The 18672-nt window shown below is 69.5% G+C and carries 19 protein-coding genes; 9 read left to right on the forward strand and 10 right to left on the reverse strand.

Translation table 11 applies throughout. The features are described 5' to 3' along the window. The first annotated feature begins 49 nt into the window (after positions 1-49). From phnD to AC07OZ_RS27780, 7 genes are all read left to right on the forward strand, one after another. Entirely contained in the window at positions 50-934 is an 885-nt protein-coding gene (phnD, locus tag AC07OZ_RS27750) for a phosphonate ABC transporter substrate-binding protein (protein ID WP_495470252.1), read from the forward strand. After that, on the forward strand, positions 931-1722 hold the full coding sequence (gene phnC, locus AC07OZ_RS27755) for a phosphonate ABC transporter ATP-binding protein (protein WP_495470253.1): 792 nt from the start codon (positions 931-933) through the stop codon (positions 1720-1722). The genes phnD and phnC overlap by 4 nt, the downstream gene beginning before the upstream one ends. 5 nt (positions 1723-1727) lie before the next feature. After that, entirely contained in the window at positions 1728-2564 is an 837-nt protein-coding gene (gene phnE, locus AC07OZ_RS27760) for a phosphonate ABC transporter, permease protein PhnE (protein ID WP_495470363.1), read from the forward strand. A gap of 81 nt (positions 2565-2645) precedes the next feature. Continuing rightward, positions 2646-3743, forward strand: a complete 1098-nt coding sequence (gene psrA, locus AC07OZ_RS27765) for an iron-containing alcohol dehydrogenase PsrA (RefSeq protein WP_495470254.1) — start codon at positions 2646-2648, stop codon at positions 3741-3743. Further along, positions 3740-4573, forward strand: a complete 834-nt coding sequence (phnX, locus tag AC07OZ_RS27770) for a phosphonoacetaldehyde hydrolase (protein WP_495470255.1) — start codon at positions 3740-3742, stop codon at positions 4571-4573. The genes psrA and phnX overlap by 4 nt, the downstream gene beginning before the upstream one ends. A gap of 35 nt (positions 4574-4608) precedes the next feature. Next, positions 4609-5247, forward strand: coding sequence for a glutathione S-transferase family protein (locus AC07OZ_RS27775; protein WP_495470256.1), 639 nt, complete (start codon positions 4609-4611; stop codon positions 5245-5247). A 158-nt stretch (positions 5248-5405) separates the two neighbouring features. Continuing rightward, positions 5406-6317, forward strand: a complete 912-nt coding sequence (locus tag AC07OZ_RS27780) for an NAD(P)-dependent oxidoreductase (protein WP_495470364.1) — start codon at positions 5406-5408, stop codon at positions 6315-6317. A 133-nt stretch (positions 6318-6450) separates the two neighbouring features. Here the strand turns inward: AC07OZ_RS27780 and AC07OZ_RS27785 are convergent, their stop codons facing one another. Next, complete coding sequence (locus tag AC07OZ_RS27785; RefSeq protein WP_495470257.1) at positions 6451-7344, reverse strand: aldo/keto reductase family oxidoreductase; 894 nt, start codon at positions 7342-7344, stop codon at positions 6451-6453. 152 nt (positions 7345-7496) lie between these two features. Between AC07OZ_RS27785 and AC07OZ_RS27790 the strand changes: the two genes are divergently transcribed. Then, positions 7497-8474, forward strand: a complete 978-nt coding sequence (locus AC07OZ_RS27790) for a LysR family transcriptional regulator (RefSeq protein WP_495470258.1) — start codon at positions 7497-7499, stop codon at positions 8472-8474. A 381-nt stretch (positions 8475-8855) separates the two neighbouring features. Here AC07OZ_RS27790 and fur read toward each other — a convergent pair whose 3' ends face one another. The 4 genes from fur to AC07OZ_RS27810 form a co-directional block, all read right to left on the reverse strand. Next, positions 8856-9317, reverse strand: a complete 462-nt coding sequence (fur, locus tag AC07OZ_RS27795) for a ferric iron uptake transcriptional regulator (protein ID WP_495470259.1) — start codon at positions 9315-9317, stop codon at positions 8856-8858. Positions 9318-9348: 31 nt separating this feature from the next. Beyond that, positions 9349-10551: a PepSY-associated TM helix domain-containing protein gene (locus tag AC07OZ_RS27800; RefSeq protein ID WP_495470365.1), complete on the reverse strand. Its 1203-nt coding sequence runs from the start codon at positions 10549-10551 to the stop codon at positions 9349-9351. Between the two features lie 13 nt (positions 10552-10564). Further along, on the reverse strand, positions 10565-10768 hold the full coding sequence (locus tag AC07OZ_RS27805; RefSeq protein ID WP_495470260.1) for a hypothetical protein: 204 nt from the start codon (positions 10766-10768) through the stop codon (positions 10565-10567). A gap of 81 nt (positions 10769-10849) precedes the next feature. Next, a complete protein-coding gene (locus tag AC07OZ_RS27810) occupies positions 10850-12574 on the reverse strand; it encodes an FAD-dependent oxidoreductase (protein WP_495470261.1) in 1725 nt (574 codons plus the stop codon). A gap of 135 nt (positions 12575-12709) precedes the next feature. Between AC07OZ_RS27810 and AC07OZ_RS27815 the strand changes: the two genes are divergently transcribed. Beyond that, positions 12710-13201 carry an acyl-CoA thioesterase gene (locus tag AC07OZ_RS27815; RefSeq protein WP_297525873.1) on the forward strand — a complete coding sequence of 164 codons (492 nt, stop codon included), beginning with the start codon at positions 12710-12712 and terminating at the stop codon, positions 13199-13201. 34 nt (positions 13202-13235) lie between these two features. Here the strand turns inward: AC07OZ_RS27815 and gshA are convergent, their stop codons facing one another. The 5 genes from gshA to AC07OZ_RS27840 all read right to left on the reverse strand — a co-directional run bounded on the left by gshA (position 13236) and on the right by AC07OZ_RS27840 (position 18633). Continuing rightward, positions 13236-14702 carry a glutamate--cysteine ligase gene (gshA, locus tag AC07OZ_RS27820; protein WP_495470366.1) on the reverse strand — a complete coding sequence of 489 codons (1467 nt, stop codon included), beginning with the start codon at positions 14700-14702 and terminating at the stop codon, positions 13236-13238. Between the two features lie 204 nt (positions 14703-14906). Then, the gene (locus tag AC07OZ_RS27825) at positions 14907-15926 is read right to left on the reverse strand and encodes a GlxA family transcriptional regulator (RefSeq protein WP_495470262.1); all 1020 of its coding nucleotides are present in this window, start codon (positions 15924-15926) and stop codon (positions 14907-14909) included. A 15-nt stretch (positions 15927-15941) separates the two neighbouring features. Beyond that, the gene (locus AC07OZ_RS27830) at positions 15942-16532 is read right to left on the reverse strand and encodes a cysteine hydrolase family protein (protein ID WP_495470263.1); all 591 of its coding nucleotides are present in this window, start codon (positions 16530-16532) and stop codon (positions 15942-15944) included. Between the two features lie 232 nt (positions 16533-16764). Then, complete coding sequence (locus tag AC07OZ_RS27835; protein ID WP_495470264.1) at positions 16765-17364, reverse strand: DUF1415 domain-containing protein; 600 nt, start codon at positions 17362-17364, stop codon at positions 16765-16767. Between the two features lie 54 nt (positions 17365-17418). Further along, positions 17419-18633, reverse strand: a complete 1215-nt coding sequence (locus AC07OZ_RS27840) for a M20 aminoacylase family protein (protein ID WP_495470265.1) — start codon at positions 18631-18633, stop codon at positions 17419-17421. Positions 18634-18672: the final 39 nt, after the last annotated feature.

Below are 18672 nucleotides of genomic sequence, written 5' to 3' on the forward strand. Positions count from 1 at the left end.
TTGGATTCATAGAGTGCCGGCATCCGCTCACCACTCCCTGGATGCCGCCATGTCGCAAGCCCGCACCTCCGTTCTCCGCCGTGCCGTCCTGGCCGCCGCCGTCGCTGTCGCGGCGGGGCTGCCGGCGGTGGCCTCCGCCCAGCAGCAGACGCTGACGATCGGCCTGATCCCGGCCGAAGACTCGCAGGCGATGATCGAGTCCAGCCGCCAGGTGCTGGACGCGCTGCAGCAGCAGCTCGGCATGACGGTGAAGCCCTTCGTGGCCACCGACTACAACGGCGTCATCGAGGCGCTGCGCTCGAAGAAGCTGGACGTGGCCTATCTCGGTCCGTTCTCGTACGTGCTGGCCAGCTCGGTCGCGAACGTCGAGGCCTTCTCCGTCGCCGTCACCAAGAAGACCGGCCAGAGCGCCTACAAGAGCGTGATCCTCGCCCGCAAGGACAGCGGCGTGAACACGGTCGCCGAGCTCAAGGGGAAGAACTTCGCGTTCGTCGATCCGAGTTCCGCCTCCGGCCACCTGTTCCCGAAAGCCGGCCTGCAGCAGGCCGGCTACGACCCGGACGCGCTGTTCGGCCGTGTGCTGTTCTCCGGCTCGCATGACGCCAGCATCCTGGCCGTCGCCAACAAGAAGGTCGACGCCGCCGCCGTCGCCGACCGCATCTTCGCCAGCGCCGTCGCGAAGGGCACGGTGAAGCAGGACGACTTCGTCGTGCTGTGGTCGTCCAAGCCCATCCCCGAGTCGCCGATGGTCTGGCGCAAGGACCTCGATCCCGCGTTGAAGGACAAGCTCGCCAAGGCGCTGGCCAACCTGAAGGACGTGAAGTGGGGCGACCAGGGCGTGCTCAACGGCTTCCAGCCGACCAATGACGCCGCCTACGACGTCGTGCGCGACACCGCCAAAGTGCTCAAGCTCGACCTGCGGAGCATGAAGTGATCACGCTGCGCGGCGTCACCAAGCGCTTCGGCGACAACGCCGTGCTGCGCGGCGTGGACCTGGATGCGAAGGCCGGCGAATTCCTCGTCGTGCTGGGCCCATCGGGCGCGGGCAAGTCCACGCTGCTGCGCTGCATGAACCGGCTGGCGCTGCCCGATGCCGGCGCGATGACGATTGCGGGCCTGGACGCGATGTCCGGCTCGCGCGCCGCGGACCTGCGCGAGCTGCGGCGCCGCGTCGCGATGGTGTTCCAGCATCACCACGTGGTGCCGCGCCTGAGCGTGGTGAAGAACGTGCTGACGGGCCGGCTCGGCGCGGTGTCGACCTGGAGCTCGGTGCTGCAGCTGTTCCGGGCGGCGGACGTCGCGCTGGCGCTGGAATGCCTCGATCGCGTCGGTCTCGCCCACAAGGCGGATGAGCGTACCGACTCGCTGTCCGGCGGCCAGATGCAGCGCGTGGGCATCGCCCGCGCGCTGGCGCAGCGGCCGCAGGTGATCCTCGCTGACGAGCCCGTCGCGAGCCTGGATCCGCACACCGCGCGCCAGGCGCTCGGGTATCTGAAGCAGGCGTGCCGCGAGCTCGGCATCACCGTGATCTGCAACCTGCATCAGGTGGACTACGCCAAGGAATTCGGCGACCGCATCGTCGGCCTGTCGCAGGGTCGGGTCTTGTTCGACCGGCTGCCCGGCGAGCTGTCCGATGCCGAACTCCACGAGCTCTACGCCGGCCACGCCGGGCTGCAGCTCATCGAGCCCGTGGCGCTCGAAGAGGAAAGGAAAACCGCATGACGACGATGAATGCCGTCGAGCGCGCCGCCGCGGATCGCTTCCGCTGGCTGGTCGGTCTGCCGACGACGCCGGGCGGCTGGACGAAGCTGCTGGCCGCGATGGTGCTGGGCCTGTGGGCGCTGCAATGGAGCGCGAACGGCGCGCAGCTGAGCCCGTCGGAACTGGCGAACGGGCTGCCCCAGATCGCTGATTTCCTGAGCCGCACGTGGCCGCCGGACTGGCGCATCCTCGACCGGCTCTGGGCACCGGCGCTGGAGACGATCCAGATCGCCGTGTGGGGCACGCTGTTGGGCGCGGTCGCTGCCGTGCCGGTGTCCTTCCTCGCCGCGCGCAACCTGCAGGGGCCGCGCTGGTTGTACCAGTTGACGCGGCAGGGTCTGAACGTGACGCGCAGCATCAACGAGCTGATCCTCGCGCTGGTGTTCGTGTCGGCGGTAGGACTGGGACCGTTCCCCGGCGTGCTGGCGCTGGCGGTGCACGGCGCGGGCATGCTCGGCAAGTTCTTCGCCGAGGCGATCGAGGAAATCGACCAGGGTCCGCTCGAGGCGCTGCGCGCCACCGGCGCCCGGCCGTTGCAGGTGATCGTCTTCGGCGTGCTGCCGCAGGTGGTGACCGCGTGGATCGCCGTCGTGCTGTACCGCTTCGAGGTCAACCTGCGCTCGGCGACGGTGCTCGGCATGGTCGGCGCGGGCGGCCTGGGCTTCGAGCTCGTCGGCAGCCTCAAGCTGTTCAAGTACCCCGAGACCGCGACCTGCATCATCGTGATCACCGTGATGGTGGTCGCCGCGGACTTCGTGTCGAGCCAGCTTCGTCGCGCCATCCAGGACAGCGGCCGGCATTGAGCCCGGTGGCGGCCCCGACAACGAGAACCCAACCAGAACCATCGAGAACCAACAAGAGATGACGAGGACAAGGACGTGAACGTGTGGAAGTTTCACAACCCGGTCGACGTGCGGGCCGGCATCGGCGCGCTGGAGGTGTTGCCCGAGCTGGTCGGTGAGCGCGACGCGCTGCTGATCGCCTTCCCGGAGGCGGAGCCGCTGGGGCTGCTCGGTCGGGTGAGGGCGATGCTCGGCCACCGGCTGGTGGCGGTGGAGACCGACATCCGACCCAATCCCGATGTCCGCTGGCTCGCGCCGCTGTACGAGCGCCTGTGGCGCGATCACGGCGACGCGCGCTGCGTGATCGCGCTGGGCGGCGGCAGCAGCATCGACGCGGCGAAGGCGATGCTCACGGCGACACCGTCCGGCCGCTTCGATGAACTGCTCGATCACCTGATCGATCCGAAGGCGGCGCCGCTCCCGGTGGACGGTCCGCATCGCGCGCTGATCGCGGTCCCGACGACCGCCGGCACCGGCAGCGAGGTCACGCCGTGGGCCACGCTGTGGGATGTCGAGCGCTCGCGCAAGCATTCGCTGCACCTGCCGTGGACCTGGCCGGAGGCGGCCATCGTCGATCCTTCGCTGATGGTCAGCCTGCCGGCGGGCGCCACGCTCGCCAGCGGCCTGGACGCGCTGTCGCATGCGCTGGAGTCGCTGTGGAACGTGCACCGCAACCCGGTGTCGTCCAGCCTCGCCGCGAGCGCCGCGCGCACCATCGTCGCCACGCTGCCCGCATTGCTTCAGGAGCCGCGCCGGCTCGACCTGCGTGAAGCACTCGCGGTCGCCGCGCTGCAGGCGGGCATGGCCTTCTCCAACACGAAGACGGCGCTGGCCCACTCGCTGTCCTACGACATCACGCTCACGCACGGCACCGCGCACGGCATCGCGTGCTCCTTCAGCCTGCCGCGCGTGATGCGGCTGGCTTTCGGCCGCGATGCGGCGCTGGATGCCCAGCTGCTGTCGATCTTCGACGCGACCGATGCCGACGGCGCGGTCGCCGCGCTGGAGCGTTTCCTCGCTGTGCTCGGCGTCTCCACCGATCCCGCCGACTACGGCATCGCGCCCGCCGACTGGGACGCGCGCGTCGAACAGGCGCTGCGCGGTCCGCGCGGCCGCAACTTCATCAGGACCTACGCATGAACACGCTCTCTTCGCCGCTTCAAGTGCCGCATCTCCAGGCCGTCATCTTCGACTGGGCCGGCACGCTGGTCGACCACGGCTCGCTGGCGCCGACGCAGATCTTCGTCGACGCGTTCGCGACCTTCGGCATCACGCTGACGCTGGCCGAGGCGCGCGGCCCGATGGGCCTGTCCAAGCGCGATCACATCCGCACGCTGCTCGAGGACGCGTCGCTGCAGGCGCAGTGGCAGGCGCGTTTCGGCCGCCCGTCGACCGCCGCCGACATCGACGCGATCTACGAGCGCTTCATGCCGATGCAGATCGAGAAGGTCGGCCGCTACTCGCAGCCGATTCCCGGCGCGGTCGAGATGCTGGCCGCGCTGCGTCAAGCGGGCTTGAAGATCGGCTCGTGCTCCGGCTATCCGCGCCAGGTGCTGGACGTGCTGCTGCCGCAGGCGAAGGCCGACGGCATCGAGGCGGACCACGTCGTTGCCGGCGACGAACTGATTGCCGGTGGTCGTCCTGGCCCTTTCATGGCGCTGGCGAACGTGCTGGCGCTCGGCATCGGCGACGTGCGCGCCTGCGTGAAGGTCGACGACACGACACCAGGCATCGAGGAAGGCCGCCGGGCAGGCATGTGGACCGTCGGTCTGAGCCTGTCGGGGAACGAGACGGGTCTGACGCTGGCGCAGCTTCAGGCGCTGCCGGACGCCGAGGTCGCGACTAAGCGCGCCTTCGCCGAGCAGCGGCTGGCCGCGGCAGGCGCGCATCTGGTGATCGATTCGGTCGCGCAGCTGCCGAAGGCGCTCATCGAGATCGGCGCAAGGATGGCGCGCGGCGAGCGGCCTTGAGTGGTTCAATGCGCTGACCACTTCGGGACATGCGCATGGGTTGGACTCTCTTCGGATCGGCGGCCTCCGGATCGACGGCGGTGGAAGCCACGCTGACGCTGCTGGGCATCGAGGTCGACCTGATCGAGGGCGCGACCTGGGAGGCCGAGGCCGCCCGGGTGCGCGTCGGCGCGGCCAATCCGATGCGGCAGATCCCGACGCTGGTCGACGACGCCGGCCGCGTGATGACCGAGAGCGCCGCCATCCTGATCCACCTCGCCGACACGCATCCGCAGGCGCGGCTCGCGCCCGCGGTCGACGACCCGCGGCGCGCGGAGTTCCTGCGCTGGATGGTGTTCGTGTCGTCGGCGATCTACTCGCTGCACTGGATCAAGCCGGACGTGACCCGCATCGGCGCGCGGCCCGACCAGCGCGATCAGGTGGTCGACGCGGTCCACGATCGCATCGCGTTCTGCTGGGGCGTCATGGACGCGCAGATGACCCCCGGCCAGTACCTGCTCGGCGACGAGCTGTCCGTCCTTGACCTGTATGTGGCGGTCGTGTCGCGCTTCGGCCCGTGGCGCGAGCGTTTCTATGAGGTCGCGCCGACGATGTCCCCGATCGTTCGCCGTGTCGACGCGGACTCGCGGCTGCAGGAATTCTGGGCGGCGCGCTTTCCGCTCGACGAGGACTGAGCCTCACCGCGTGCGAAGCGCGTGCGCGCCCTGGCAGGCATGCGCGATGGCGCTCCTATCATCGACGGCGAACTCCCTGACTCCATGAGGTCGCCGTGTCCGCCAACCCTTCGTCCGCCAGTCCCTCGTCCGGCTCTCCCCGCAAGCTGCTTGTCCTGATGCCGACGGCGGAAGAGCACCTCTCGCAGTTCCGCGCGCGTTATGACGTGATCTACGCGCCGACCGCCGATACCCGCGCGAAGGCCGTCGCCGAACACGGCGCCGACATCGAGATCGTCCTCACCATCGGCGCCGTCGGCCTGCGCGCCGACGAGATCGCGGCGATGCCCCGGCTGCGCGTCGCCGCGGCCCAGGGCGCGGGTTACGAGGCCATCGACCTCGCCGCCGCCAAGGCGCGCGGCCTCACGCTGTGGAACGGCGCCGGCACCAACGATTCGTGCGTCGCCGATCACGCGATGGCGCTGCTGCTCGCCTCTGTGCGCGCGCTGCCGCAGCAGGAGCAGGCACTGCGCGCCGGCCTCTGGCGCGACGTGCTGCCGCTTCGACCCAGCGTCAACGGGCGCAAGCTGGGCATCCTCGGCATGGGCACCATCGGGCTGCGCATCGCCAAGCGGGCACTGGCCTTCGACATGGAGGTCGGTTATCACAACCGCCGCGAGCGCAACGATTCCGTGGGCTGCCAGTACTTCGGCTCGGCGCTCGACTTGGCGCACTGGGCGGACTTCCTGATCGTCGCCGCGCCGGGCGGCCCGACCACCAAACACATCGTCAATGCCGAGGTGCTGAAGGCGCTCGGCCCGCAGGGCCACGTCGTCAACATCGCCCGCGGCAGCCTGGTCGACACGGCCGCGCTGGCTGCGGCCCTTGCAGCTGGCGAACTCGGCGGCGCGGCGCTCGACGTCTACGAGTCAGAGCCGAAGCCGCCGGAGGCGCTGCTCGGTTTCCCGAACGTGATCCTCACGCCGCACATCGCGGGCTGGTCGCCGGAGTCCGTGCAGGCCACCGTCGACCTCTTCCTCGAGAACGCCCGTCGCTGGGAAGCCGGCGAGCCGGTACTGACGCCGCTCTGAGCAAGCGCGAGCGCTCCGGTCCCACTGGGGCCGGAGTACTGCTTGGGGGTCCTGGAGGGATCCCCCATGCTGTGCGGAGAGCCCGCGCTTGGCGACGGCAGTCCCGATGGCGACCGATGTGGCGATGGCAGTGTCAATGCCTGCCGACGGACGCCATCGCATCGAGCCGGCGCACGGCATCGGCGGAAAGCGTCAGCGCGGCCGCCTGCAAGTTCTGCCGCAGGTGGTCGACCGACGAAGTACCCGGGATGAGCACGAGGTTGGGCGAGCGCTGCAGCAGCCAGGCCAGCGCCACCTGCATCGGTGTCGCGCCGAGTTCAGCGGCGACGGCCGACAGCGTGTCCGACTGCAGCGGCGAGAAGCCGCCGAGCGGGAAGAACGGGACGAAGGCGATGCCTTCCCCAGCCAACTGGTCGAGCAACGCATCGTCGTTGCGATGCGCGAGGTTGTACTGGTTCTGCACGCAGACGATCTCAACGATCTGGCGCGCCTCGGCGACCTGACGCGCTGTCACGTTGCTCAACCCGATGTGGCGGATCAGACCTGACCCTTGCAGCTTCGCCAGCGCGGTCAGCTGTGGTTCCAGCGAGCCTTCCGCCGGGCCATGCACGTCGATCATGCTGCGCAGGTTCACGACGTCGAGCACGTCCAGGCCCAGGTTGCGGAGGTTGTCGTGGACCTGCTGCGTCAAGGCCTCGGCCGACTGCGCCGGTTGCCACGAGGCGTCCTCGCCGCGCCGGGCGCCGACCTTGGTGACGATCGTGAGACCGTCGCGGTAAGGATGGAGCGCCTCGCGAATGATCTGGTTGGTGACGTGCGGGCCGTAGAAGTCGCTGGTGTCGATGTGGTCGACGCCCAGCGCGATGGCCTCGCGCAACACGGCGACCGCGGCGGCGCGGTCCTTCGGCGGACCGAAGACGCCGGGGCCGGCCAGCTGCATCGCGCCGTAGCCGATGCGCGTCACCGTGCGGGAACCCAGCCTGAACGTGCCGGCCTGGTCGAGGAGACGGGGAGAAGTGCTGCTCATGGGGAATCCTTCAATGCTTCGGGGGAGTTCGGGTGAACTTCGAATGAACTTCGGGGGAGATCGGCGACGTCGTGGAAGGACTGTAGGCAGCGCGCGGTCGTACGATAAGGGGATCGAATCCGCACGGGCTGTGCGGAATCAAGGACAGTGAGATGGAACTTGGCGATCTGTCGGCCTTCCTCGCCGTGGCGCGGTCGGGTGGTTTCCGGGAGGCCTCCCGGCAGTCGGGCCTGAGTCCCTCAGGGCTGAGCGAGGCCGTGCGGCGACTGGAGGCGAAGCTCGGGGTCCGGTTGCTGCACCGGAGCACCCGCAGCGTCGCGCCGACCGAGGCCGGTGCGCGCCTGCTGGACCGGCTCGGGCCCGCGCTGGGCGAGGTCGAGGCGGCGCTGGACGTCGTCAACGGTTTTCGTGAGCGGCCGGCCGGAACGCTGCGGCTCAACGTGCCTGCAAGCGCCGCGCGGCTCGTGCTGCCGCAGATCGTCCCGGCCTTCCTGAAGGCGTACCCGGACATCAAGCTCGACATCACCGTGGAGGAGAGCTTCGTCGACGTGCTGGCTGCGGGCTGCGACGCCGGCATCCGCTACGAGGAGCGTCTGGAGCAGGACATGATCGCCGTGCCGATCGGCCCGCGGACGCAGCGTCTGGCGACCGCAGCGTCGCCGGCCTACCTCGCCGAGCACGGCCAGCCGGCGCATCCGCGCGACCTGCTCGCCCACCGCTGCCTGCGCGGCCGCTTCCCCAGCGGCACGATGCCGGCCTACGAGTTCCAACGCGAGGGCGAGTCCGTGACCGTCGATCCCGACGGGCCGATGATCGTGCGCCTCGGCGGCGGCCTGGACCTGGCGATCGACGCGGCGGTTCACGGCTGCGGCGTCATCCAGACTTTCGAGGATTGGGTGCGGCCGCACCTGGAGAGCGGCGCGCTCGTGCCGGTGCTCGAGGACTGGTGGGTGTCCTTCAGCGGTCCGTTCCTCTACTACCCGGGCCGGCGCTATCTGCCCGCGCCGCTGCGCGCCTTCGTCGATTTCGTGAAGGACCAGCAGGCCGCGCAGGCGGAGGCCGGGAAGCGGGCAAAGAGCGGAACGAGCGGAACGCGCGGAAGGCGCGGACAAAAAAAGTCCGCCGCTTGAGCAACGTCCAGGACCGGGGTCAGGCGTTGCTCAAGTCGAGCGGACGAAGGCTTTGAGAACTGAAAGTGGCCCCTCGAAGCAGGGGCAGTGGTTCCGCGAACGGAACACCGGAGGCGAAGATTCGCCAGGCTGAGCTAGGATCTCAGCCGAGCAAACCCGTCGCCAATCCCAGGCAGGACATGACGCCGATGCAGACCACCCAGGCATCCGCGTTGTTCAACGAAGACCAGACCGTTTGCTTGAGCATCTGCATGACCATCTCCTGCTGCAGCCGGGTTGGCTGCGATGGATGGAAATGTACTGTATGTCCATACAGTATTCAACAGGGATGTGCCGGATTGTGCGGCGCCCGCCACGTCGGCCGCCAAAATCGCTTCGGATTCAGCGGCTCCGCTTCGCCCGGCACTCGGGGTTCGAGCACAGCCCGTAGAGCGCGAGGGCGTGCTCGACCAGTTCGTAGCCCCGCTCCTCGGCGATCTCGCGCTGGCGCTGTTCGATGCCGGCGTCGTAGAACTCCTCCACCAGGCCGCAGGCCAGGCACACCATGTGATCGTGGTGCTGCGCGGAGTTGAGCTCGAACACGGCCTTGCCCGATTCGAAGTGCTGGCGCGCCAGCAACCCCGCCTCGACGAACTGCATCAGCACCCGGTACACCGTCGCCAGGCCGATGTCCGCGCCGTCCAGCAGCAGGGCGCGGTAGACATCTTCGGCGCTGAGGTGGCGCTGGTCCGACTGCTCGAAGATCTGCAGCACCTTGATGCGCGGCAGCGTGGCCTTCAGGCCGCTGGATTGCAGGCTCTCGATCTGGTGTTTGGGGGAGTCGGGCTTGTTCGAATCGGGCATGTGCGGTGAGTGCGATCGTGCGGACTGGCGATCAGGCGGCCGCGGTTTCAGGATTCTTGGCGTCGTCCAGGTCGTCGTCGGTGTCGGCCGTCGAAGCCGTCAACGCCGCCGTGCCCTTCGCGCCCTTGCGCGCACCGTGCGGCTTGCGCAGCCACAGGTACAGGCCGCTGCCGAGGACGACGATGGTCGCCACGTCCAGCAGCGCCCAGAGGATCTTCATCGGCATGCCGCCGTAGTCGCCGAAATGCAGCGGCTGCGACACCAGCAGCGCCGTCAGGTACCACGGCAGTTCCGGCGCGGCCGTCAGCTGCGAGGTCTTCGCGTCGATCAGCAGCGGCTGCAGCAGCTTGGAGGTCAGCGGCGTCGTGCCCTTCAGGAAGAAGGTGTTGTGGTGCGGGCTCGAGAACGCCGTGCCCGGGAACGCGATGAACGAGACCTTGCGCTTGTCGCCGACCTTCATGGCCGTGTCCATCGAGCCCTGCAGCGGCGCGCGCTCGACGGCGGTCAGCAGCGGCTGGTCCTTGTACGGCGCCAGCAGCGCGGTGACCTTGTCGTACTGCCAGTACTGCACCAGCAGTTCCGCCCAGGTGTTGATCATCCCGGTCGCGCCGACGACGAAGCACCACACCAGCGTCACGATGCCGATCAGGTTGTGCAGGTCCAGCCACTTCACGCGCGTCGAGCGGTCCTTGCGCACCGCGCCGAAGTCGAGCTTGCGCATGAACGGCGCGTACAGCACCACGCCGCTGACCAGCGCGATCAGCAGCAGCAGGCCCATCAGGCCGAGGAAGAGCTTGCCCGGCAGACCCGCGAACAGGTCGACGTGCAGCCGGAACATCAGGTCCATGAAGCCTTCGCCGATGCGGTACTCGCGCACGGCCAGGCCGGTGCGCGCGTCGACGGCGACCGACTTGAACTGGTCGGTCGGTGCCGGGGTCGGCGCGAGCGTGAACCACCACAGGCGCGGGTCGTCCTCGTTCTCGCCGGCGTACTGGATGACCATCGTCGGGTGCACCGCGTTGGCCGCCTTGGCCATCACGTCCAGCGACACGCGCTGTTTGTCCATCGCGGCGGGCAGCTCCGGCGCCTCGATCTCGTCGCCGAGCAGGTGACCGATCTCGTGATGGAAGATCAGCGGCAGGCCGGTCAGGCACAGCAGCAGCATGAAGAGCGTGCAGACCAGGCTCGTCCACTTGTGGAGCCAGGTCCAGACGCGGATGGCGCGCGAGCTCAGCATCGTCGTGTCCTCAGGCCTTGGGTTGGGAGCGCTGTGGCCGCCATGCGTACCAGGCGATGACCGCCACCGGCACGCCCAGGCCGACCCACGACCAGGCATCGCCCCACTCGTCGGACACCAGCGCGGTCAGCAGGCCGGAGGTGCTCAGCAGGCCCAGCGCGATCGGCCAGGCCCAGAGACGGCTGGATTTACGGCGGGATTCGGGAGACAGCATCGGACGGCGCCCAGTTTGCAAATAACAATTATTCGCATTCTAAGGCGAAGCCGCACGCCGGTGACGGCGTGGGGCGCTGGCTCAGACCGACGCGCGGGCGACGGCGGCAGGGCTGAGGCGCTCGGCGCGCGCCGCGTCCTGGCGGGCCAGGTACTGGTGGATGCTGGCGACGACCTGTGCGCCTTCCCCGATCGCGCCGCCGACGCGCTTCACCGACCCCGAACGCACGTCGCCGACGGCGAACACGCCGGGGATGCTCGACTCCAGCGGCTCCGGCTTGTATTCGGACAGCGGGCAGGCGCAGGCGCGGCCCGTGATGATGAAGCCGGCCTTGTCGAGTTCCAGTCCGCACTCGGCGATCACGCCGGTCTCCGGCTCGGCGCCGATGAACATGAACAGGTGCTGCAGCGCGAGACGCTTCTCCTGGCCGTTGCGTCGGTCGCGCCAGGTCACCGCTTCGAGCGAGTCGCCGCCTTCGAGTTCCTTCAGCTCCTGGTGCGGCTGCAGTTCGATGTTGGCCGTGCCCTGGATGCGATCGATCAGGTAGCGCGACATCGTCGCCGCCAGGCCCGGACCGCGGATCAACATGATGACTTTGGCCGCGTGGTTGGAGAGGAACACCGCCGCCTGCCCCGCCGAGTTCCCGCCGCCGACGATGACCACCGTCTGCCGGCTGCAGATGCGGGCCTCGATCGGCGAGGCCCAGTACCAGACGCCGCGCCCCTCGAAGCGCGTCAGCGCGTCGATCTCGGGCCGGCGGTAGCGCGCGCCGGTGGCGATCACCGCGGTGCGCGCGCGCACCTTGCGGCCGTCCTCGAGCGACAGGTGGAGTTCGTCCTCCATGCCTTGCCGCTCGCAGCTCATCTGGGTGACCTTGGCGGGGATCAGCATGTCCGCGCCGAACTTCTGGGCCTGGACGAAGGCGCGCCCCGCCAGCGCCTGGCCGGAGATGCCGGTGGGGAAGCCGAGGTAGTTCTCGATGCGCGAACTCGCGCCGGCCTGGCCGCCGAACGAGCGGCAGTCCAGCACCAGCACCGACAGGCCCTCGGACGCCGCGTACACGGCGGACGACAGCCCCGCCGGGCCCGCGCCGATGATGGCCACGTCGTACAGCTCGGTGCGCTCGCGCATGTCGACGATGCCCATGCAGCGCGCGACCTCGTCGTCCGTCGGGTCGACCAGCACCTCGCCGCCGGGGCAGATGACCAGCATCTGCACGCCCTCGGTCATGTACTGGTCGGCAAGGGCCTTGGCGTCCTCGTTCTGGTCGGGCTCCAACTGCTGGTGCGGGTAGCCGTTGCGGCCCAGGAAGCTGCGCAGCCGCATCACCGGCGCGGACTTGCCGCGGCCGATCAGCGTCGCGCCGCTGGCCCCGGCCTCGATCAGTCCGACGCGGCGGAGGATGAAGGCGCGGGTCAGGCGCTCGCCGAGGTCGGCCTCGCCGATCAGCAGCGCGCGCAGTTGCGGCGGGCTGACGTCGACGGCCTCGACCTCGGTCTCGGCGATCGCGTCGATGAAGGAGGGCCGGCCGCTGAGCTGGCCGACCTCGCCCAGGAAGCCGCCGGGGCCGTGCCGGTGGATCGGCGTCACGTGGCCGAGGCTGTCGCGCTGCGACACGGTGATCTCGCCGCTGAGGATCAGGATCATGCCCATGCCGGTGTCGCCGGCACGGACCACCCACTCGCCCTGGGAATAACGCCGGAACCGGCCGAAACGCGCCACGCGCGCGATATCGGCGACGCCGAGCGCGGGGAACATCTGGGCACCGCGCGTCTCGATGATGCTCTGCTGCTGGACCTGGACCATGGAACCTCCTGCCGCGCACCCTAACCGACGCGCGTGTCAGCGGCAAGCGCCAGAAGAGTGAGCCGCAGCCGCCCCGGAGTCTGGCACCATGGCGGCCACTCCCTCACTCCCTGATCCGATGCCGGATCCCGCGCCATGGACCTGCCTTCCCATCAACTCACGATGACGGTGCTGATGACGCCGGACATGGCCAACTTCTCCGGCAACGTGCACGGCGGCACCATCCTGAAGCTGCTCGACCAGGTCGCGTACGCCTGTGCCAGCCGGTACGCGGGCCGCTACACGGTGACGCTGTCGGTGGACCAGGTGATGTTCCGCCAGCCAATCCATGTCGGCGAACTGGTCAGCTTCCTGGCGACGGTCAACTACGCCGGCACTTCGTCGATGGAGATCGGCATCAAGGTGGTTACCGAGAACATCCGCGACCAGGTGGTGCGTCACGCCAACAGCTGCTTCTTCACGATGGTGGCGGTTGGCGAGGACGGTCGCCCCGTGCCGGTGCCCCCGCGCACGCCGACGACGCCGGACGAGAAGCGCCGCTGGGACGCGGCGCTCGAGCGCAAGAAGCTGCGCCAGGAACTGCAGAAGCGCCACGACGAACTGCGCAGCTCGTCGCTGCCGGGCTGAGCCGCGGTCCAGCGTCAGCCGAGCGCAACCACGCTCAGCCGCGCAGCTGCGCGGGATCGAGGTACTGCTGGCGGAAGGTCTCGAAGTCGACGGTATCCGCCGCTTCGATCGCCGCCTGTGCTTCCAGCGACGCGCGCGCCGACTGGTCGAAGCGCGCCATCAGGCCCTCGGGCAGCGGCGCCTCCAGCATCTGGCGGCGGGACACCTCCGACTGCGCCGCGACGAAGGCCAGGTGCGACGACGCGTACTGCGCGCGCATGGCCGCCAGCACGCGGGCCGACGGGAGTTGATCGGGAGCGTCCCAGCGCTCGCTGGCTTGCGCGAGCGCCTCGCGGTACAGCGACCCGCCCAGCGTGGCGTCCACCTTGGCCGCGATCGGCGCGAACTCGGTCAGCAGCTCGCGGCCCCAGTCGCGCAGCGACACCTCGCCGCCGCGGCGCTCCAGCTTCAGGCCGGGTTCGCGGCCGGCGGACGCCGTGCGGTGCTGGTTGCGCGCCAGCGCGCCCAGCTCCTCCGGCGTGTCGTTCGGGCTGTCGGTGAGCCAGCAGTGCAGCAGGAACAGGTCGAGGAAGCGCATCGTGCTCGCGGCGATGCCGACCGGCTCGAACGGGTCCAGGTCCATGCAGCGGACTTCGATGTATTCGACGCCGCGCTCGCGCAGCGCGTGCAGCGGCCGTTCCCCGGAGCGGATCGTGCGCTTGGGACGGATCGTGCCGTAGAACTCGTTCTCGATCTGCAGCAGCGTCGTCGACAGCTGGTTGTACTCGCCGCCCGGGTTGACGACGCCCACCTTCTCGTACGCCGCATAGGGGCGTGTCAGCGCGTCCTGCAGCGAGGCCGCGTAGCCGTCGATGCTGTTGTAGCTGACCGCCAGGGACGATTGCGCATCGCTCTGGTACCCGAGGCGGCCCATGCGCAGCGAGGTGCCGTAGGGCATGTGCAGCGTGCCGTCGGTCAGCGGCTGCAGGCCGTGCTCGCGGCCGGCCACGAAGCTCGCGCACAGGGCCGGCGACGCGCCGAACAGCGTCAGCAGCAGGAAGGAGTGGCGGCGGAAATTGCGGATCAGCGCGAAGTGGTCGGCGTTGTCCAGGCCCGGCATCGACCAGTTGTAGTGGATGCCCGAGATGGTCTGCATGCGCCGCCCGTAGCGGTGTCCCAGGCCCATGCGGTAGACGCTCTTGGCGCGCCCGATGTTGGAGGCGCCGTAGCGGCCGATGGGGATGGTCTCGTCGGCCGGGAGCTGGCAGGGCATGCTCGACGCCCACATCAGCTCATTGCCCAGACTGCGGTAGACGGCCTGGTGGATCTCGGTGAGCTGGCGTTCGCAGTCCTCGGCGGACGCGTGCACGCCGGTGATCAGTTCGAGCTGCGATTCGCTGAAGTCGGTGGTGACGGTCTCGTGCGTCAGCGCAGAGCCGAGCGCCGTCGGATGCGGCGTCAGCGCGAGGGAGGCGCCGCTCGGTTGCGCGCGCAGGCTTTCCTTCTCCACGCCGCGGCGCATGCCCGCCAGACGGGCCGGATCCAGGGCCTCCAGTCGCTTCAACCAGTCGTTCAAATGCCGCTCCTCGTTCACTGTGGGCGCGCAAGTTACCAGAAGTGCACGAAACCCGCTTGACTTGGATTTATGTGAATTGTGCTAGCCCTGCGCAGGGCAAAAGGCAGGCCAGCAAGGGTTCACCAGGAGGCGGACCCACCGACCTCGATGTTAGGCGGGCGTGCTCATCCGGCGGCGGGTGCGGCGAAGTTGCTGGTCCGAACTGAAACCCGCGGCGAGCGCCGCCTGCGCCGGGCGCGCGCCGCGCTGGAGTTCCCGTCGCGCCAGCTCGAGCCGGATCGCGCACAGGTAGTCGAGCGGCGTCGTGCCGCCGTGCTGGGTGAAGAGCCGCGTGAGGTGGCGCGGCGTCACGTGCGCGACCTCGGCCATGCGGGGGAGGCTCCAGTCGGCGCGAGGGTCGGCGCAGACCGCGTCCTGCACGCGGTGCAGCGCGGCATGCATGTGGTGCCGGTTCGCCAGCATCGGCGAGAGCTCAGGATCCTGCGCACCGCGGCGCAGATAAACGACCATCACCTGCGCTACCGACGCGGCGATCACCTCGCCGCAGTGATCGGCGATCAGCGCCAGCACCAGGTCGATGCCCGCTGTAATTCCGGCGCTGCTGGCCAGCGCGCCGTCCAGCACGAAGACGCGGTTGGCCTGGACGTCGGCGCGCGGGGCCGCGTCGCGCAGGGCGTCGAGTGCCTCGTGGTGCGTCGTGCAGCGCCGCCCGTCGAGCAGCCCCGCCCGCGCCGCCAGCAACGCGCCGGCGCAGATGCTCAGCAGCCGGCCCTGGCCGCCGGCCAGCAGCGCGCCGCCTTCGCGATGCAGCCAGCGTTCGATGCGAAGGTCTTCTTCCCGATCACTGGTGCCGGCCGGCGCATCGTCCGGATGCGGGTGCCGTCGGCCGCTCAGGACCAGCCAATCGCGCGCGCCCAGCGTGGGCAGCGGCTCGAGCGCGGCGAGCGTCAGGCCGACCGAGCTCAAGGCCGAATCGGCCACGGCGCAGTAGCGCAGACGGAATGCCTCCGGCTCGCCGCGCCGGCGCAGGGCCTGGTTGGCGAGCCGGAGCGCCTCGGCGGCGCCCGCCAGGTCGAGCAACAGCGTGTGGCGCTCGACCAGGATCCAGACGTCGATGGGTCCGGCGCCAGGAACGGCACCGGAATCGGTGGCAGTGTCGGAAATGGACATCGCCGCAGTATGCGCTCAGCCGGCGCGGGCCAGCGCCTGCTCGACCGTCACGATCTCGGCGAAGCGGCCCTGCAGGGCGACCTCGGTGCGCAGCTTGAGGTCGTCGACGCCGACCACGACGCCGCTGGCATGCGGGATCGGGAAGGTGTGCGTCGCCTCGGTCACGTAGTCGACGGTCCATCCCTCGTCGCTGGCATGGCGGGTGGTGGTCTCGCAGCACTGTTCGGTGCGGATGCCGGCGACGATCAGCCGGCGGATGCCTTGCTCGGTCAGCCACACGGTCAGGCCAGTGCCGACCAGCGCGCTGTGGCGGCGCTTCAGGAACTCGGCGGCGATGGGCACCTGGGCCAGTCCGTCCAGCGGGCGGACGTGGCCGCTGAGCAGCGAGAAGGGGTTGTCCGCCGACTCGGGGCCGTCGCTGTGGAGGATGCGGATGATCGGCAGGCCGCGGGCCGCGGCGCCGTCGAGCAGGGCGTTGGTGCGCTCCAGATAGGCCGGCCACGTGCTCTCGTCCCAGTACGGGCGATGGCGGAACGACTCCTGCACGTCGATCAGCAGGACGGCGGTGGTGGGGGTGGCGGCAGCAGCGTTCGAGGCGGTGGTCATCGAGGACTCCATCGGGTGGTTGATGGGAGTCATCGTGCCGGCCGCGGCTCGGTCCGTCGCGCCGCCGGCGGACCAGTCGCCGTCAAATCAGGACATCAGGTATGCCGCGACCGCAGCCCTCACCCCAACCCTCTCCCGCAAGCGGGAGAGGGGGCAAGAAGGGCGCCGGCATTACTCCCTCTCCCGCTTGCGGGAGATGGCAGGGGTGAGGGCCAGCGGCCTCCCGCCGGCCTCAGTCCTCGCGCGTGGTGCGCTGGGCCAGCGGCAGCTTCGCCTCGACGTCCAGCGCATCCCAGCCCTTGCGGCCGATGCGGCGCAGCGTGTCGATGTTGGCCTCGTAGATGGCGTCGGTGTCGGGCATGGTCTCGACGGCGCGTTCGATGCTCTCCTCGCGTAGCAGGTGCAGCGTGGGATACGGCGAGCGGTTGCTGAGGTTGTCGACGTCGTCCACGTCGGTGCCGTCGAACTGGTAGTCCGGGTGGAAACTCGCCACCTGCAGCACGCCGTCCAGGTCCAGGTCTTCGACCAGCGCGTCGGCGGCGCCGAGGAAGTCGTTGAAGTCCAGGAAATCGTTCAACACCCAGGGGTGGACCAGCAGCGTGGTCTCGGTCTCGTCCGGATCAGCGCGGTTGAGCGCGAGCAGTTCGTGCGCCAGGTCCTTGAGCAGGTCCTCCGGCGTGCGCGCCGCGCTGACCACGGTGCGCAGCCGCTGGTTCACCTCGACGCTCTTGGCGAAGGGGCACAGGTTCAAGCCGATCACCGCCCGCTGCAGCCAGCGGTGGGTGTCGTCGAGGACGGTCTTTTCCTGGTCGGGCGCAATCGGGGCGGTCATCGGGCGGGAGGCTGGAGGGGGTCTGGCTGGATGCTGGTCGAAGGTGTCTGGCGCTCAGGCCTTGGCGGGCCGGGGCTGCTTGAACCAGGCGTCGACCAGCCGCACCCACATCGATCCGCCAAGCGGGATCAGCTCGTCGTTGAAGTCGTAGCTCGGGTTGTGCAGCATGCAGGGCCCCAGGCCGTGGCCGCCCTCGCGGTGGCTGCCGTCGCCGTTGCCGATCAGGAAGTAGCAGCCCGGCACGGCCTGCAGGTAGTAGCTGAAGTCCTCGGCGCCCATCGTGGGCTCGAACGCCTGCACATTGGGCGCGCCCAGCATCTCGGTCAGCACGCCGCGGACGAACTCGGTCTCGGCGGGGTGGTTGATCGTCGGCGGGTAGTTGCGGTGGAAGGAGAACTCGCACTCCACCTCGAAGGCGTCGCCCGTCGCCTCGGTGATCTGCTTCATGCGGCGCTCGATCAGGTCCAGCGTCTCCAGCGTGAAGGTGCGGACGGTGCCCTGCAGCTCGCAGCGTTCGGGGATGACGTTGGTGGCCTCGCCGGCGTGGATCATCGTCACCGAGATCACGCCCGCGTCGATCGGCCGCTTGTTGCGCGTGATGATGGTCTGGTAGGCCTGCACCAGCTGCGCGGCCACCACCACCGGGTCGGTGCCCAGGTGCGGCATCGCGCCGTGCGCGCCCTTGCCCTTGATGGTGACCTTGAACTCGTTGCTCGAGGCGAAGACCGGGCCGCTCTTGAGCGCGAACTGGCCGGCCGCCATGCCGGGCCAGTTGTGGATGCCGAACATGGCTTCCATCGGGAACTTCGTGAACAGCCCGTCCTTGATCATCTCGCGGGCGCCGCCGCCGCCTTCCTCGGCCGGCTGGAAGACGACGTAGACGGTGCCGTCGAAGTCGCGGTGCGCCGCCAGGTGCTTGGCGCCGGCCAGCAGCATCGCGGTGTGGCCGTCGTGGCCGCACGCGTGCATCTTGCCGGGGTGCTTGCTCGCGTGGGCGAAGGTGTTGTGCTCGGTGATCGGGAGCGCGTCGATGTCGGCGCGCAGGCCCAGCGTGCGGCCGCTGGCGCCGCCGTCGCGGCCCTTGATGATGCCGACCACGCCGGTCTTGCCCAGGCCGCGGTGGATCTCGATGCCCCAGTCGGTCAGCGCCTGCGCGACGACGTCGGCGGTGCGGTCCTCGTGGAAGCAGAGTTCGGGATGCGCGTGCAGGTCACGTCGCAGCTTGGCGATGGCCGGGGCGTCGGCCAGGATGGGTTCGATCAGCTTCATGTGCGGGCACTCCGATGTCGTCGCGACAGCGCGTCGGGC

The organism is Roseateles sp. GW821-FHT09G03 (assembly GCF_059416045.1).

Bases quoted from the DNA above. Each gene is read 5' to 3' on its own strand.
- phnD (WP_495470252.1), top strand. From the start codon at position 50: ATGTCGCAAGCCCGCACCTCCGTTCTCCGCCGTGCCGTCCTGGCCGCC.
- phnE (WP_495470363.1), top strand. From the start codon at position 1,728: ATGAATGCCGTCGAGCGCGCCGCCGCGGATCGCTTCCGCTGGCTGGTC.
- phnX (WP_495470255.1), top strand. From the start codon at position 3,740: ATGAACACGCTCTCTTCGCCGCTTCAAGTGCCGCATCTCCAGGCCGTC.
- AC07OZ_RS27775 (WP_495470256.1), top strand. From the start codon at position 4,609: ATGGGTTGGACTCTCTTCGGATCGGCGGCCTCCGGATCGACGGCGGTG.
- AC07OZ_RS27780 (WP_495470364.1), top strand. From the start codon at position 5,406: ATGCCGACGGCGGAAGAGCACCTCTCGCAGTTCCGCGCGCGTTATGAC.
- AC07OZ_RS27785 (WP_495470257.1), bottom strand. From the start codon at position 7,344: ATGAGCAGCACTTCTCCCCGTCTCCTCGACCAGGCCGGCACGTTCAGG.
- AC07OZ_RS27790 (WP_495470258.1), top strand. From the start codon at position 7,497: ATGGAACTTGGCGATCTGTCGGCCTTCCTCGCCGTGGCGCGGTCGGGT.
- fur (WP_495470259.1), bottom strand. From the start codon at position 9,317: ATGCCCGATTCGAACAAGCCCGACTCCCCCAAACACCAGATCGAGAGC.
- AC07OZ_RS27805 (WP_495470260.1), bottom strand. From the start codon at position 10,768: ATGCTGTCTCCCGAATCCCGCCGTAAATCCAGCCGTCTCTGGGCCTGG.
- AC07OZ_RS27810 (WP_495470261.1), bottom strand. From the start codon at position 12,574: ATGGTCCAGGTCCAGCAGCAGAGCATCATCGAGACGCGCGGTGCCCAG.
- AC07OZ_RS27815 (WP_297525873.1), top strand. From the start codon at position 12,710: ATGGACCTGCCTTCCCATCAACTCACGATGACGGTGCTGATGACGCCG.
- gshA (WP_495470366.1), bottom strand. From the start codon at position 14,702: ATGCGCCGCGGCGTGGAGAAGGAAAGCCTGCGCGCGCAACCGAGCGGC.
- AC07OZ_RS27825 (WP_495470262.1), bottom strand. From the start codon at position 15,926: ATGTCCATTTCCGACACTGCCACCGATTCCGGTGCCGTTCCTGGCGCC.
- AC07OZ_RS27830 (WP_495470263.1), bottom strand. From the start codon at position 16,532: ATGACCACCGCCTCGAACGCTGCTGCCGCCACCCCCACCACCGCCGTC.
- AC07OZ_RS27835 (WP_495470264.1), bottom strand. From the start codon at position 17,364: ATGACCGCCCCGATTGCGCCCGACCAGGAAAAGACCGTCCTCGACGAC.
- AC07OZ_RS27840 (WP_495470265.1), bottom strand. From the start codon at position 18,633: ATGAAGCTGATCGAACCCATCCTGGCCGACGCCCCGGCCATCGCCAAG.